Raw genomic sequence first — 808 nt, forward strand, 5'->3', positions numbered from 1 at the left:
TTATTAATCAACTGTTTGGATTAACAGCATAAAAAAGATTCCGGTAGGAATCCTAGCTTTTTGTTTCATTTATCATTTATTTGCACCAGAACCAGAAATACCAGGTACAATTAGACAAGCGCGTCGGTATCGTATACGGAAAAATGGAGAAGAATTGTTTGGACATTATAGAAAGAAACATCCGAAATTATTTGATAAACAAAAGTTATACACGTATGAAGAGTTGAAATATCGAGCGGTGAACTATTGTTCGTCTCATTTGGTGATTCATCTCTAATCCAGATAGGTCACTATGTATGCATTATGTTCTGAAAAACAGATAAAACGTCTATTTTTTGTGAAGAATAAAAAACGACTGCTCAGATTTATTTTTAACGAAAGAAGACAATCAAGAGAATACATTTCTATGTAAAAAACGTTAAACGCAATTAAGAAAAAACAAGCTGATTATGCAGGGCTATATGTATGTTTAAGTAGTAATGCAAATAATTTCACGTATCATTCGGTATAATAACCAATTATCACCACCAAATATTCATCAAGGGTTGCGTCCTCTCTTCCGTATCCGCTACAATAGAGATAGAATACACACAAAGAAAGGTGACTCACGCTATGAATCAACCTTTAGTCAATTTACGAGTCGATTTTGCTTTCAAGCAATTATTTGGTGTACAAGGTCAAGAGGAATTACTGATTTCTTTTTTAAATGCAATTTTGCATGAATCCTTATCTACACCGATTGTATCCTTAAAAATTGAAGACCCACATTTACATAAAGAATACGAAGAAGATAAATTATCCATACTAG

Annotated in this window: 1 protein-coding gene and 1 pseudogene; both read left to right on the forward strand. The window is 32.5% G+C overall.

Features of this window, described 5'->3' with window-relative positions; translation table 11 throughout:
- Positions 1-79 precede the first annotated feature (79 nt).
- Positions 80-277, forward strand: a pseudogene (locus tag F3I02_RS34280) (hypothetical protein); the annotation flags it as partial.
- A gap of 335 nt (positions 278-612) precedes the next feature.
- Positions 613-808: PD-(D/E)XK nuclease family transposase (locus F3I02_RS32290; protein WP_196478798.1), on the forward strand; the 196-nt coding region annotated here is incomplete at its 3' end.

Origin of the sequence: Bacillus sp. SRB3LM, from assembly GCF_015712745.1 — a bacterium.
Lineage (GTDB): Bacteria > Bacillota > Bacilli > Bacillales > Bacillaceae_G > Bacillus_A > Bacillus_A thuringiensis_K.